The organism is Sporichthyaceae bacterium (assembly GCA_036493475.1).
In the GTDB taxonomy this organism is placed as follows: domain Bacteria; phylum Actinomycetota; class Actinomycetes; order Sporichthyales; family Sporichthyaceae; genus DASQPJ01.
Map to the genome: position 1 here is coordinate 14273 of DASXPS010000073.1, position 13535 is coordinate 27807.

A 13535-nucleotide genomic window follows, 5' to 3' on the forward strand; every position below is an offset into this window, starting at 1 on the left:
GCCTCAGGCGGCCCAGGAGAAGTCGGACTTGGCCAATGCCGACTTGCCCTCGTAGGTGATGCCGAAGGCGTCGATCCGCGAGCGCTTGGCCTCGGCCATCACCATGTCCGGGGCTACGAAGTGGAACATCCCGGAGAAGCGCACGGGCTCGCCGGTGGTCACCCCGAACGGCACGATCTCCTCGACCTCGATGTCGATGACGTCCCCGACCCGCACGCTGTGCCGCAACCCGTCGTGGACGACCTCGATCGGCGCCCGCTGCACCCCGAGGACCTCGCCGATCATCGGGCTCAGCGCGCTCATCGGACCCCCGAGCTGTCCGCTGAACACCGCGACGAGCTTGCCAAGTTGTTCGTCGTTGGCTTTCTCGTCGACGAACACGCCCAGCCGCCAGTTGCCCTCGGTCATCACCTTGGGAGTGTCCGCTACGGCGACCACCACCAGCCCGCTCACGTCGACGCCCTCGATCTCACCTCTTCCGACGTCGAACACCAACACCACGCGGCAGTAGTCGTAGCTGGCACCGTGATCCAGCGAGAGGTTGCACGGGCACATCAGCTCACACGAGCAGGTCTCGAAGTACTGCCCGCTCAGATTCCACGACATGGCGACCTCCTCGGCGTTGCCGCCGAGTCTTCCGCGCCGTGCGGTTCGCAGCAAGTAGCACTGCAGTGCCCTCGCCCACCGAAACGCTTCCGCGGAAGCGTTTTCGTCGGTGGCCTTGCCTATAGTTCGAATATAAATTCGATTGAGGGGGCACCTATGAATGTATTGCTGGATAGTTCCGCTCCGTCAAACACTGAGCTGGAACTCCTCGCCGAGCGGATCTGCGAGTTGGCCGGGCACCTGGCCGCAGCCACGGGTTCGTTCCTGGCCATGGTCGGTGAGTTCGATCGGCACCGCGGTTGGGCGGTGTCCGGCGTGCGGTCGTGCGCGCACTGGTTGAGCTGGCGCGCCGGCATCGGCCTGGTCGCGGCCCGGGAACAGGTGCGGGTGGCGCGGGCGCTGGAGAACCTCCCACTGATCGCTGCGGAATTGGCGGCGGGACGACTTTCGTACAGCAAGGTGCGTGCCATGACCCGCATCGCGACCCCGGCCACCGAGGCTGATTTGGTCGCGATGGCGCTGGCCAGCACCGGTGCGCAGATGGATCGAATTGCCGCGGGCACCCGGCGTGGCCGTTCGCTCGGCGAGGTCAACGACCGGCACGCTCGTCGTGCGATCTCCTGGCGGTGGGACGAGGACGGTTCGCTGATCCTGGATGGCCGATTCTCGCCGGAGGACGGCGCCGTGGTCGTCGCAGCCATCGAGGCCTTTCGCGCACAGCCTGATCCGGAAGTCGAGCCGCGGCCGACGGCCGCCAACTCCAATGCCGACGCCCTGGTTGAGGTCGCCCGCACTGCGGTCGCGGCGCGCGATGCGCAGTCCACATCGCGCACCACGGACCTGCTGCATCTGCACGCAGAGTTCTCCCAGCTCCACGCAATGGTGCTGCCCGACGACCAGCCCGGCCCGCGCATAGAGCACGGTCCTGACCTACACCCAGAAACGCTGCGCCGATTGTGCTGCGACTCCGCCTTCGTGGTGGTCACGCATCACGCCGCCGGCCGGAGCGGCACCTCGATGGACGTCGGGCGACGCACTCGCGTCATCCCCGCGGCGCTGCGCCGCGCGGTGTTGCTGCGCGACCATGGGTGCTGTCGATTCCCCGGCTGCAGCAACACGCGCTTTGTCGAGGTGCACCATGTCTGGCATTGGGCGCTCGGCGGGCCCACCGCATTCTGGAACCTGATCACGTTGTGCACGGCGCACCATCACCTCGTGCACGAGGAAGGGTGGCCGCTGAACGCGGACGGTGTCGGCGGTTTCCGGTTCTATCGTCCCGACGGCGTCGAACTCCCCGCCGCCTCGGAGCCGCTGACCGGCAACACCACCGACCTGGTCCACCAGCACACCGCGACCATCACCAAGGACACCGCCTGGCCGGATTGGTACGGCGAGCCCCTCGATCTGCCGCTGACCGTGGAACTGTTACTGCGCACCGAACAACGCGCCGCGGAAACGCTTCGGAACGCTTCCGCGGAAGCGCCTGATGACCATGCGCTGAACTGACGCCCCCGGACGGTGTCTTTCAGGCCGCGGGCAGCGCCTTCACCAATGCCGCGGTGATCGCGTACATCCCCGTCGCGTTGGGATGGTTCCCATCATTGGCCAGGTACTTCGTCGGGTCCCTGTCGCCGTTCTTGCCCTTGAACAGCGTGTAGGTCGAGACGTAGGTCGCGTGCTCCGCCGTGGCCGCGGCCTTCAAGCCTTTGTTGAGGTAGTCCGTCGCCTCACTCGCGGCCTTGAGCTGCGCCTTGGAGTAGTCCTGCTTGGCGACCTTGCCGTCCTCCATGGCGCCCCAATAGTCGAGCACCGCGACGTGCGCCGCCGGATTCAGCTCATGCACGAGCTTGATCATCTTCTCGACGTTGGATTCGACCTTCTGCTCCACCGGCTTGTAGTTCTTCTTCGCGCTCTTCCCCCGCGACACCGCCTTGAACGAGTCCTTGAAGTCATCCGCGCCGGTGTAGATCACCACCGTGGTCGCCTTGCGTACGGCCGCTTCCGAGCTGCTCCTGCGCAGCGTGCTCAGCGCGTCCTTGCTCGTCGTGTTGCCCTTGGCCAGGTTCAGCACGCTGATCGGCCGGTCGGGCGTCGTGGAGCCCTTCGCGTACAGCGCGAACAGGTTGCCGCACCCGCCACAGTGCGCCCCCAACGGCACCGAGTCCCCGAACCCCACCACATTCGCCGGCGGAACGGCCGCGGACGCAGGCGTCGCGGGCCCGACGGCGGCCGCGAACGGCTGGGCGATGGCCAGCGCGCCGACCCCGATGGCGGCGGTGACGACGGCGGCGGAGAACGCGGTGCGAGCGGATCGGATCATGCATCTTCCGACGGTGAGATCCTCACGCCGGTTTCGTGAGGACCCTGTGCATCAGCTGTTGTTGACCTGATCTGGAGCAGCAGGGCCGGGCTTGCCCGGATTGCCCACAACTGTCCGATTCAGCGGATGCGCCGGCCGGTCTCCGCGCAGGAATAGCCGCCCAGCGACTCGACCCGATCGCGGAACGCCGGGTCAGCGAGCAGCGTCCACAACGGCTCGAGCAGCGGTGTGTCCACGGCATCGCCGCGCAGCACCAGGTCGTACGGTTCACGGTCGACCGGTACGAAATCCAGTTTGAACGCCCGCGCCGCGGCGAGGATCCCCAGCCCCGCGTCGGCCCGTCCGGCGGCCACCGCCGCCGCCACCCCGAGGTGGGTGTGCTCCTCGCGGGCGTACCCCACGATCTGATCAGACGTCAGATCCAGCTTCGCGAGTTCCTGATCCAGCAGCACCCGGGTACCCGCGCCGCGCTGTCGGTTGACGTACCGCAGCCCCGGCTGGACCAGATCGCCAATGCCCTTCAACCCCAGCGGATTGCCCGGCGCGACGATGAGTCCCTGGTCGCGGTGCACCAGTCGGATCACCGCCACCTCCCCGGCGGCGTCACCGAACAGTCGGTCCAGGTAGGGCAGCGTGTACTCCCCGGTCGCCGGGTCGAGCAGGTGTGAACCGGCCAGGTGGCACAGGCCGTCGCGCAGGGCTACCAGGCCGCCCAGCGACCCGACGTTGGACGAGGCGAGTGTGACCAACGGGTCAGCGGCGCGCAACGCCGAAGCGGCGACGTCGAGCACCAGATCGTGCGACCCGATCGCCACGACCGTCCGGCCGATCTCGCCGAGGCCGCGCAACAGGTGTACCCGCACCTGCTCGCCGGCGTGGTGACCCTCGAGCCCGGCCGGCACCACCAGCAGGCCATCCGCGCGCACCAGCGAGGTGAGCACGCCCGCACCACGGGGCAGCGGCGTGGCGATGATGTCGCCGCCGACGCGACCGAGGCGAACCCGCACCCAGTCGTCGCTGCCGATCGCGGAGGCCAACTTGCGGGCCAGCCGCGCGGTGGTGGAGGCACGCTCGCGGGGTGCCGCGCCCTCCAGTGATGCGATCAGGGGCGCGGCGAAGATGTCGAAGGTGAGCGCGGCGGACACCGGATAGCCCGGCGCGCCCAGTACCGGTGTTGCCGTCGAGCCGTCGACCGTGCCGAGCACCACGGGATGTCCGGGCTTGACCGCCACACCGTGCACTGCCAGCGCTCCGGCCTCGGCGACCACCCGCGCGGTGTAGTCGTCACGGCCGGCGCTGGAGCCGGCGATCAGCACGACCAGGTCCGCCTCCGCCGCGGCCGCGCGCAGGGCGGCCACGATCAGTGTCGGATCGTCGCGCACTATCTCGGTGACCCGGGCCTCGCAGCCGATCTCCCGCGCCTGCGCGGCGAGCATCAGGGAGTTGGTGTCCAGGATCTCGCCCGGCGCGGGCTCGCGGCCGATCGGACAGATCTCGTCGCCGGTCGGCACGATCACCACGATCGGCTGCCGACGCACCGTCAGTTCCGTTGCGCCCGCGGCCGCCGCGGCCGCGACATCCACCGGGCGCAGCCGGTGCCCCTCGGGCAGCAGCAACTCGTTGGCGCTGATGTCCTCACCGATCGAGCGGACGTGTTGGTACGGCGGCACCGCGGCCCGCAGCTCGGCGCGCCCGTCCGGCGTGTGGTGCACGTGCTCGCGCATCACCACCGCGTCGTACCCGGCAGGCAGCGGGTCGCCGGTGTCCACAACCCGGAAGTCCTCGTCGCCCAGCAGCACCGGCGTGGTCTCGGCGGCACCGGCCGTGTCCGCGGCCCGCACCGCGATCCCGTCCATGGCGGCCGAGTCGAAGGCCGGAGAGGACCGGGTGGCCCACACGGCGTCGGCGGTAACCCGGCCGACCGCGTCGGCGACCGGCACCCGGACGGCGGCCACCCGGGGCGGGCACCCGGCCGCGGCGCAGGCCTCCCGCCACGCGGCAATGGCCTGTTCGGCGGGGACGTCGGAGATGAAGGGGCTGTTCCTCATCGGTAGCGCACAACCTCCACCTCGGTGCCGCCGTCCAGCCCGGTGGCCGGCTCCGGGATCACCAGGTAACCGTCGGCACGGGTCAGCACCGAGAGCAGCGCGGAAGGCCCGAAGATCGGCTCGGCCAGGCCGTCGTGCAGGCTCACCTGGACCACGTCGAGCCGACCGGCGGCCGAGGGCAGGTCGCGGGAGAGACGGGCCCGGCTGCTCGGCTCCGGCGGTGGCACCTCGCAGCTCGCCAACCGCCACACCAGCGGCACGCCGACCAGCCGGAACACCACCAGCGCGGACAGCGGATTGCCGGGCAGCCCGATCAGCGGCACGCCCGAGCACTCGCCGAGCAGGGTCGGCTTGCCCGGCTTGATGGCCAGTCCGTGGCACCAGATATCGCCGAGTTCGGCGACCGCGCCGGCGGTCTCGTCCCGGATACCGACCGAGGACCCCGCGGAGACCACGACCAGGTCGGCGTCGGCCAGTGCTGCCTTCAGGGTGTCCCGCAACGCCGCGCCGTCATCGGGCACGATGCCGCCCGCGATCGGCTCACCGCCCGCGTCACGCACCAGCCCGGCCAGTGCGCTCGCGGTCGCATCCCGCACCTGACCCGGCGTCAGCTCGACGGTGTGCGGCGGGACGACCTCATCACCGGTGGACAGGATCGCCACCCGGGGCAGCGCGTGCACGGCGGCCTGCACCACGCCGGCGGCGGCCAGCATGCCGAGGTCCGGGGCGCGCAGCGGACGCCCCGCGGGAGCGAGCACCCCTCCGGTCGCAACGTCCTCGTCGGCCCGGACGACGTTCGCGCCCACCGCGACCGGCCGGGTGACCTCGATGGTGCCCGGCATGGTCTCCGCGGTGTGCTCGACCATCACCACCGCGTCCGCGCCCGCGGGCAGTACCGCGCCGGTCGGGATCGCGACGCAGCCGCCGGACGGTACGGCAACGGTGGGCGCCGTGCCCATGCGGACCGCACCGGCCAGGTCCAGATAGGACGGCAGGGACTCCGACGCGCCGTGGGTGTCAGCGGCGCGCACCGCGAAGCCGTCCACCGTGGACCGCGCGAAGCCGGGCAGCGGGGCCGACGCGCGCAGATCTGCCGCGGGCACCCGATGCAGCAAGCGATCGAGGGGGACGTCCTCGACCGGGGTGCGTCGGGTCGGCCGGAAGCCCGCGAGGGCCTCGGCGACGGTGCGTGCGGTGAAGAACTCCCGTCCGGTCATCGGCCGGGCTGACCCGCCGAACCCTCCGGCTTGGGCTGGGGCCGGGCGGCCGCCCCGCCCTTGTCCAGGCCGAGCACGCTGACCACCGGGCCGAGCGCGACCTGGCCGAGACCGCAGATCGAGGTCTTGCGCATGACTTCCTCGAGTTCCAGAATCCGGGCCCGGCGTGGCCCGTCCAGCGGTACGGCGTCGTCGAGCACCGTACGCAGAATCTCGTGTGCCTTGGTGGATCCGACCCGGCACGGCACGCACTTGCCGCAGGACTCGTCGCGGAAGAAGCGCAGCACGTTGGTGGCCGCGGCGAGCAAGTCGTTGCCCTCCGCGACGACGACCATCGCACCGGAGCCGAGCATGGTGCCGGCGGCGGCCGCGGTGCCGAAGTCCAGCGCCAGGTCGAGTGCGTCCGGGCCGATGAAGTTCGACGAGGCCCCGCCCGGTTGCACGGCGGCGACCGCCCGGCCGCCGCTCACCCCACCCGCGAGGGAGATCAGGTCACGCACCGTGGTGCCCATCGGCACGCAGTACACGTCGGGGCGCTCGACGTGTCCGGAGACCGCGAAAAACTTCCAGCCGATCGAATCACCCAAGCCCTGGTCGCGCCACCACTGCGCGCCTCGTTGGGCGATGATCGGCACGTCGGCGAAGGTCTCCACCGAGTTCATCAACGTCGGGCGCCCGTGCAGGCCGTAGTTGCCGGGGAACGGCGGCTTGTTGCGCGGCTCGCCGCGGTGGCCCTCCATGCACTCGATGAGCGCGGTCTCCTCGCCGAGGATGTAACCGCCGGGGGAGACGAAGACCTCCACGTTCAGCCGCCGTCCGCTGCCGCAGGAATCGGGCCCGACCACGCCGGCCGCGCGCAGCGCGTCGAGCTCCTCGCGCAGCAGGTGCTCCTCGGGGCCGTACTCGTGGCGGATGAAGACCCAGCCCTCCTCGGCGCCGATCACCGCCATCCCGCAGAGTAGGCCCTCGAGGACCAGATGTGGTTGCGTGGCGAGGATCTGACGGTCCTTGAAAGTGCCCGGCTCGGACTCGTCGGCGTTGCAGATGACGTACTTGGTGCCCGCCGCGCCGCGCACCAGCTCCCACTTCTGCCCGGTCGGGAAGCCCGCGCCGCCCATGCCGCGCAGGCCCGAGTCCTTCAGGGTGGTGACCAGATCGGCCGGGTCGAGTCGGCCGGACAGCAGCGCGCGCAGCGTCGCGTACCGCTCGGGGATGCCGGAGCCGGCGGGGTAGGGGTCGTTGGGCCAGGGATCGGAGCGGGTCTTCGCCGCGGCGTGCCCAACCCCGCCGTCCCGGGCGGCGGCGACCAATTCGTCGGCTGCGTCGATGAAGGCCGGATGTTCGTTGACCGCGCAGGCCGGTGCGGTGTCGCAGCGGCCCAGGCAGGAAACCTCGACGATTTCCAGGTCCTCGGCGGCCCCGTGACGCTCCTTCAGTTCGGCGATCCGGGTCTCGCCGTTCTGCAGGAAGCAGGACAGGTCGTGGCAGACGTGCAGGGCGACCTTCGGCGGCGGGGAGGTGCGGAAGTGCGGGTAGAACGAGACCAGCCCCTCGATCTCGTAGCGCGGACGGTGGGTATCCAGCGCGAGCTTCTCCAACTCCTCGCGGGGCAACCAGCCCAACCGGGCCTGGATCGCGTTCAGCGCCGGGATCAGCGATGGCCCGGGAAACTTCCCGGCGCGGGCCTCAACACCCGGAACCCGCTCGGCGGCTTTCATGCGCCGTTCCCGACGGCCTCGACCTGGATCGCGCAGAACTTGAACTCGGGAATCTTCCCGAACGGGTCGATCGCGTCGTTGGTCAGCAGGTTGGCGGCGGCCTCCCGGAAGTGGAACGGGATGAACACGTTGCCCAGCTGTTCCCGGTGGCTGATCCGCACCTGCAGTTCGATGCATCCGCGTCGGGAATGGACCCGCGCGATCGCGCCGTGCACCAGCCCGCGGTCGGCAGCGTCCTTGGGGTGCATGTAGACCTCGGCGATCGGGGCGATCGCGTCCAGTGCGAAGGAGCGGCGGGTCATCGTCCCGGTGTGCCAGTGCTCGAGCAGCCGGCCGGTGTTGAGCACCAGCGGGTACTCCGCGTCGGGCAGCTCATTGGGCGGCAGCCATTGGGCGGGCACCAGATGCGCGAGGCCGTCGTCGGTGTTGAACCGCTCGTCGAACATCACAATGGTGCCGTCGGAGTGCTCGGGGTCGTCGTTCGGGTACAGCTTCCCGCCGGCGCCGAGGTTGGCGTGGGTGAGGTTGGTGTACGACGGCATCAGCGCGACCATCTCGTCGAACACCTCGGACGGGGAGTCGTAGTTCCAGTCCAGTCCGACGCGCCGGGCGATGTCCTGCACGATTTCCCAATCCGGCCGGGCCTGGCCGGGCGGCTCGAGCACCTTGCGGCCGAGCTGCACCCGGCGGTCGGTGTTGGTGTAGGAGCCGTCCTTCTCCAGGTAGGAGGTAGCGGGCAGGATCACGTCGGCGAACTCGGCGGTTTCGGTCAGGAAGATGTCCTGGACGACCAGGAACTCCAGCGCCGACAGGGCCTTGCGCACCTTGTTGATGTTCGGGTCGGACAGGAACGGGTTTTCGCCGAGCATGTACATGCCGCGCACGCCGCCGTCGAGGATTGACTTAATGATCTCGGTGACGGTCAGCCCCTTGTTGGGGTCGAGCGTGGCGCCCCAGGCCCGCTCGAAGCGCAGCCGCGTGGCGTCGCCGGTGACTCCCTGGTAGTCGGGGTAGAACATCGGGATCAGGCCCGCGTCCGAGGCGCCCTGCACGTTGTTCTGTCCGCGCAGCGGGTGCAACCCGGTGCCAGGCCGCCCGACCTGACCGGTGATCGAGCACAGCGCGATCAGGCAGCGCGCGTTGTCGGTGCCGGTGGTGTGCTGCGAGATCCCCATGCCCCAGTAGACGACCGCCGAGCCGGCCTCGCCCCAAGCGCGGGCGACCGCGCGGATGGTGTCGGCGGGAATCCCGGTGATCTGCTCGGCTCGCTCCGGCGGATAGTCGGCCACGGTCGCGGCCAACGCTTGGTAGTTCGAAGTGCGGTCCGCGATGAACTGAGGGTCCGTCATGTCGAGTCGGATGATTTCGTGCATCAGCGAGTTGTAGAACGCGACGTCGGTGCCCGGCTTGAGCTGGACGAAGATGTCGGCGTGCTCGGCGACCGTTGAGGCACGCGGGTCGACGTAGATGATCGTGGTGCCGCGTCGGCGGGCCTGCTTGAAGAACGAGCTGGCCACCGGGTGGTTGGCGGTGGCGTTGGAGCCGGTGATGATCGCGACGTCGGCGTTGGCGACGTCGCCGTAGGTGGTCGACACCGCGCCGGAGCCGACCCCCTCGAACAGCGCGGCGACCGAGGAGGCGTGGCACAGCCGCGTGCAGTGGTCGACGTTGTTGGTGTTGAACCCGGCCCGGAGCAGCTTCTGGAAGAGATAGGCCTCCTCGTTGGAGCACTTCGCCGAGCCGAAGCCGGCGATCGCGCCCGGTCCGCCGGCGCCGTGGATCTCCAGCAGGCGGCGTGCGATGAGGTCGAGCGCCTCATCCCAGGTGGCCTCCCGGAAGTGCGGCATCACCTCGTCGTAGTTGACCAGCCCGCCGGGCTTGCGTCCGCGGTCCCTACCGGGGCGGTTGTCCGTCACGCCGCGCACATCGGCGGACAGCGGCCCCTTGGGGTAGGCGGCGTCGGTGCGGATCAACGGCGTGGTCAACCGTTGCGGGGACGCGGAGTAGTCCCAGCCGTAGCGGCCCTTTACACACAGCCGGCTCTGCGAGCCGGGCTGCGGTCGACCCTCGGCGAAGGAGATCGCACCGCGGTCCCGATCCACCCAGTAGGTCAGCGCACAACCGACGCCGCAGTACGGACACACCGACTCGACGGCCTCGAGTTGCTCTCGGGGTTGGATCGGGATCGAGCGGATCGCCTTGTTGGTCAGCGCCCCGGTCGGGCAGGCCTGCACGCATTCGCCGCAGGTGACGCAGGTGCTGGCGCCCATCGGGTCGTTGAAGTCGAACGCGATCCGGGTCGCATAGCCCTTGCCGGAGCGGCCGATGACGTCGTTGCCCTGCAGGTCATCACAGGCCCGCACGCAGCGGTCGCACAGGATGCAGGAGTCGTGGTCGACCGCGATCACCGGATTGGAGTGGTCCAGCCCGCGGCCACTGCCCAGCGGCAGGTCAGTGGTCTCCCGGGCGACGCCATATCGGTCGGACAGTTCCAGCAGCTTGTTGTCCGCGGTGGTGGTCTGCTTCGGGTCCTGCTCGCGGGGCAACTGGTCGCTCAACAGCAGTTCGGTGAGCACGCTGCGGCTGCGTTCGAGCTCCGGGGAGGTGGTGGTGACCGTCATATTGTCCTCGCACGGGCGCACACACGCCGCGGCGAACACCCGCCCGCCGGTGTCCACCACGCACATCCGACACACCCCGACCGGGTCATAGCGCGAGTTGTGGCAGAGCACCGGAATGTCGACGCCCGCAGCGGCGGCGGCGTCGTAAATCGTGGTGCCGGCCGGCACCGTGACCTCGCGACCGTCGATGGTGACGGTGACGGTGGCTACCATCGGAGGGGATTCCAGGGCAGTCACGGTCGCGCCTCCGCTTCGTTCGAGGACGGGTTAGCTCAATCTTAACCGGCGGCGTCCCGATCAGACATTGAGCAGTAGGTCCGCGGTCTGCGCCTGACTCGGATGACCCGTGTTGTCCCAGCCACGTGCGGCGTAATAATCCTCGACCATGCCCCGCAGGGTGTCGCGGGTCAAGCTCGCGGTGCGCCCGGACCCCATCGGCAGCGGCGTCTCCAACAGCCGGGTGGGCAGGGTGTCGTCGGCGGCGGTGGCGCCCTCGCGCAGGTTGAAGGCGCGCTTGGCGGTCACGATGCGACGCGCGACCGCGGCCAGTTCCGTGGCGTCGATATCCCAGCCGGTGACCGGGCGCAGCAACGATGACCATTCGGTGAAGTGGTCGGTGAAGACCCCACGCAGGAACTTGCACAGGATCATCGAGTCCATCACCGCGGCCCGGTCCTCGGTTCCGATCGCGGCGGCGACGTGGGCCGGTCCACCGGCCAGGCGGTCCAGCTCACCGGAAAGATCGGCCTCGTAGGCGCCGGATCGGTTGTGGTCGGCGCCCCGGGCGTTGACCGCGAGGCCCAGCGCCATCGCCTGCATGGTGCGCGGTTCGTAGCCGGGCATCTCCAGGCCCTTGACGTGCGGCGCGAAATCGGCGGAGCCGCCGCCCAGCGTCGCCGCGGCGTGCCGCGAGCCCTGGGCGAGCATCTCACCCAGGCCCGCCTCGCGGGATCCGATGGCGTCCAGCGCACGCAACACCGCAGACCCGTCGCCGAACCGCAACCACGGTTCGTCCAACAGGCCGCGTTCCACGCATTCCATTGCCCAGGCGATCGTGCCGCCGGCGGAGATGGTGTCCAGGCCCAGCTCGTCGGCGCGGGCGCTGGCCGCGAACACGTCGTCCGGGTCGGACACCCCGCACAACGGGCCGAGCGCGAAGACGTTCTCATATTCCATCCGCTGTTGGCCGCCGTCGCTGCGGGCGTAGATGTGTTCGCAGCCGATCGAGCACGACGCGCAGCTGTTGCGGGCCACCGCCCGCATCTCGTGCAGTTCCTCGGCGGCCAGGCGCGGCGCCTCGGCGAAGGTGCTCGCGGTGAAGTTACGGGTGGGCAGCGTGGCCACCGCGTTGAAGGCGAGCAGGTTGCCCAATGTGCCGAGCTCGCGGTACTTCGCGGTGGCCGGGCCGAAGCTGCGCTCGCGCAGGTCCCGGGCAGCGGCCAGCACGGTCTCGGGATCGGCGACGGCGGCCCGGCCGCCGGCCCGGACCAATACGGCCTTGATGTTCTTCGCGCCCAGCACGGCGCCCAGCCCGCCGCGCCCGGCATGGCGGCCGTCGTGACTGAGCGTCGCGTAGCGCACACCGCGCTCGCCGGCCGGACCGATCGCCGCGGTCCGCCAGGTGCGCCCGAAGCGCTCGCGCAGTGCCACCTCGGCCTCGGCCGCCGAGAGGCCGGCGAGCTCGGCCGCGTCCTCGAGTCGAACACCGTCGGCGTCGATCAACAGCACCGAGAGCGCCTCGGCACGCCCACGCACCACGATCGCCTCGTGTCCGGTCAGCTTCCCGGCGATGGCGAACTGGCTGGAGGCCAGGGCATCGGTGAGCAAACCGGTGAGCGGTGACTTGGCCACCACCGCGAACTTCGCGCTGGTGGTCAACGGGGTACCCACCAACGGCGAGAACACGAACGCCAGCGGCGCCTCGGGGGCCAGCGGGTCCACCCCGGCCGGGGCGAGGTGATGCATCAGCCAGGTGCCGAGCCCGACGCCGCCGAGATAGGCCCGCAACACGTGATCCGGAACCGGCATGGTGACGGCGTCGGCGTGCCGGCCGCGGACGTCCGCGATCAGTACCCGTCCGAAGTACCCGCCCGGTGCCATGCCTCCCAGGGTATGCAGCTCGGGCCGGGTTAGCCGCCGGCGTCGGCGGACAGGAACGCGATGGCGTCCCCGGTGACCAGCGGCAGGTCGGGGCTGCGGGTGATCCGGTCGCCGTTGAGCGCGGCCACCACGTGGGCGTCCAGCGTCAACCCGACGGCGTCCGCCGCGCGGCCCAGGGTGGCTGCCGCCACCGTCTGTCGACGCGGACGACCGGCCCCGACCAGCGCACCGAAACACTCCACCAGGATCTGTGGTGCCGGTCGGGCCCGCGCGGATTCGTAGTCGGCCGGCTCGTTGAGATTGCGCACCGAGTCCAGGTCCGGGTCGAGTCGGGCCAGCTCGGGGTCGGCCAGCAGCTCGGCCTCCTCGATCAGCCGCATCCGGCAGTGCTGGTGGATCTGGCCCGGACGGTGCTCACCGGCGGCAAGCAGTTTCGCGACCAACTCGGCCAGGCCGGTTCGGTAAGCCGCGGCCAGCGGTTGGCGATGACCGCCGGCGATGGGCAGCGCGATATCCGTCGGGGATGCCTCGAATGCGGCCAGCACGCCGCGGATATACGCGGGGTGCAGAAACGGCATATCCGTGGAGGCGACGAACGCGGTCTCGGCCTGCCCGACCAGCGCGGCCAACCCGACCGCGACGCCCTGCATCGGGCCGCGGCCCTCCACCGGATCGACGGCGAGCTGTACTCCGGTGGGCAGCGGCGGCAACTGCTGGTCCGGCGCCGCGACCACCACCACCGGACCGGTCACGCTGCGCTGCAGCAGGGCGGCCGTGCGGTGCAGCAACGTGGAGCCGTGCCACTCCAGGTCGGCCTTGGGGGTGCCCATCCGCGACGAGCGACCTCCGGCGAGCACGATCCCGGCGGCGTCCACGCCGTGCAGCCTAAGTGGCCCTAGGACCCC

General features: G+C 70.3%; 9 protein-coding genes. 1 reads left to right on the forward strand and 8 read right to left on the reverse strand.

What is annotated here, in order from left to right:
* Nucleotides 1-3 precede the first annotated feature (3 nt).
* The gene (locus VGJ14_07975) at nt 4-606 is read right to left on the reverse strand and encodes a DUF1326 domain-containing protein (GenBank protein HEY2832344.1); all 603 of its coding nucleotides are present in this window, start codon (nt 604-606) and stop codon (nt 4-6) included.
* Nucleotides 607-762: 156 nt separating this feature from the next.
* Here VGJ14_07975 and VGJ14_07980 point away from each other — a divergent pair, with 156 nt between their 5' ends.
* Nucleotides 763-2112: a DUF222 domain-containing protein gene (locus VGJ14_07980; protein ID HEY2832345.1), complete on the forward strand. Its 1350-nt coding sequence runs from the start codon at nt 763-765 to the stop codon at nt 2110-2112.
* 19 nt (nt 2113-2131) lie between these two features.
* Here VGJ14_07980 and VGJ14_07985 read toward each other — a convergent pair whose 3' ends face one another.
* From VGJ14_07985 to VGJ14_08015, 7 genes are all read right to left on the reverse strand, one after another.
* On the reverse strand, nt 2132-2926 hold the full coding sequence (locus tag VGJ14_07985) for an SGNH/GDSL hydrolase family protein (protein HEY2832346.1): 795 nt from the start codon (nt 2924-2926) through the stop codon (nt 2132-2134).
* A 119-nt stretch (nt 2927-3045) separates the two neighbouring features.
* Complete coding sequence (locus VGJ14_07990) at nt 3046-4974, reverse strand: molybdopterin biosynthesis protein (protein HEY2832347.1); 1929 nt, start codon at nt 4972-4974, stop codon at nt 3046-3048.
* Entirely contained in the window at nt 4971-6191 is a 1221-nt protein-coding gene (gene glp, locus VGJ14_07995) for a gephyrin-like molybdotransferase Glp (GenBank protein ID HEY2832348.1), read from the reverse strand. Before glp ends, VGJ14_07990 begins: the two co-directional genes overlap by 4 nt.
* Complete coding sequence (locus VGJ14_08000) at nt 6188-7909, reverse strand: NAD(P)H-dependent oxidoreductase subunit E (protein ID HEY2832349.1); 1722 nt, start codon at nt 7907-7909, stop codon at nt 6188-6190. Before VGJ14_08000 ends, glp begins: the two co-directional genes overlap by 4 nt.
* Nucleotides 7906-10743 carry a formate dehydrogenase subunit alpha gene (fdhF, locus tag VGJ14_08005; GenBank protein ID HEY2832350.1) on the reverse strand — a complete coding sequence of 946 codons (2838 nt, stop codon included), beginning with the start codon at nt 10741-10743 and terminating at the stop codon, nt 7906-7908. Before fdhF ends, VGJ14_08000 begins: the two co-directional genes overlap by 4 nt.
* Nucleotides 10744-10827: 84 nt before the next feature.
* The gene (locus tag VGJ14_08010) at nt 10828-12630 is read right to left on the reverse strand and encodes an aldehyde ferredoxin oxidoreductase family protein (GenBank protein ID HEY2832351.1); all 1803 of its coding nucleotides are present in this window, start codon (nt 12628-12630) and stop codon (nt 10828-10830) included.
* Nucleotides 12631-12659: 29 nt separating this feature from the next.
* Nucleotides 12660-13535: molybdenum cofactor guanylyltransferase (locus VGJ14_08015; GenBank protein HEY2832352.1), on the reverse strand; the 876-nt coding region annotated here is incomplete at its 5' end.

Excerpts from the sequence above, each read along its gene's own strand:
- VGJ14_07990 (HEY2832347.1), bottom strand. The coding sequence starts at position 4,974 with ATGAGGAACAGCCCCTTCATCTCCGACGTCCCCGCCGAACAGGCCATT.
- VGJ14_07980 (HEY2832345.1), top strand. The coding sequence starts at position 763 with ATGAATGTATTGCTGGATAGTTCCGCTCCGTCAAACACTGAGCTGGAA.
- VGJ14_08010 (HEY2832351.1), bottom strand. The coding sequence starts at position 12,630 with ATGGCACCGGGCGGGTACTTCGGACGGGTACTGATCGCGGACGTCCGC.
- glp (HEY2832348.1), bottom strand. The coding sequence starts at position 6,191 with ATGACCGGACGGGAGTTCTTCACCGCACGCACCGTCGCCGAGGCCCTC.
- fdhF (HEY2832350.1), bottom strand. The coding sequence starts at position 10,743 with ATGGTAGCCACCGTCACCGTCACCATCGACGGTCGCGAGGTCACGGTG.
- VGJ14_08000 (HEY2832349.1), bottom strand. The coding sequence starts at position 7,909 with ATGAAAGCCGCCGAGCGGGTTCCGGGTGTTGAGGCCCGCGCCGGGAAG.
- VGJ14_07985 (HEY2832346.1), bottom strand. The coding sequence starts at position 2,926 with ATGATCCGATCCGCTCGCACCGCGTTCTCCGCCGCCGTCGTCACCGCC.
- VGJ14_07975 (HEY2832344.1), bottom strand. The coding sequence starts at position 606 with ATGTCGTGGAATCTGAGCGGGCAGTACTTCGAGACCTGCTCGTGTGAG.